This is a genomic window from Aerococcus sp. L_32, from assembly GCF_050689315.1.
On the sequence record NZ_JBOEQF010001007.1, the window covers coordinates 1 to 673 of the forward strand.

The 673-nt window shown below is 45.8% G+C and carries 1 protein-coding gene; it reads left to right on the forward strand.

Annotated features, from left to right (window positions below):
- A partial coding sequence (locus tag ACRCJ0_RS17890) for a helicase C-terminal domain-containing protein (RefSeq protein ID WP_431391487.1) occupies positions 1–673 on the forward strand: 673 nt, incomplete at both ends.

Below are 673 nucleotides of genomic sequence, written 5' to 3' on the forward strand. Positions count from 1 at the left end.
TTTCCAAGCGATTCCAAGCCAAATGTTATTGGTATCGGCGTCACTTGAAATCGTCCGGTCTAAAAATATGATCCAGTCATTATTTGGTATCGAGGACTTTGCCTGGTATTCTTTCATGGAAGATTCGTACACCCAGCAATTTGTCCAAGGGCGGAACCATCAAGTTCGTGGCTATTACCTGAAAGATTTCCTCTCTATCGACAAATACAATGAAGACCAGGCTGCTATGGTGATTGCTGATTTGGTAGAAACCCTATGGACCAATCGCAAAACTATGCGGAAAATCCAAGTCTTCTTCCAGTCTAGGTCTTTGATGCGGGCAACGCAATTTGAAATGAAGCAGCGGATGGCTCGGTCTGACTATGGCAACCTGATTGTTCAAAACAATCAACGCAATCTAGACCGGTTAGCCCGTCAGTATGAAGACAGTTTACGAGCCATTTTATTCGCAGTGGCTAGTTTCCAAGAAGGGGTCCATCTCAATGCCAAAACGGACGCCTTTGTCCTAACCAGACTGCCGTTCTCAGCGCCAGATACGCCGGATGAATTGGCCAAGCAAGATTATCTAAAATCACTGGGCGATAACTATTTTGAGGATGTGGCCTTACCGGATATGTTAATGAATTTAACGCAAATCTTCGGCCGGATGGCCGCGTCGGGTAGCCAAGATGCT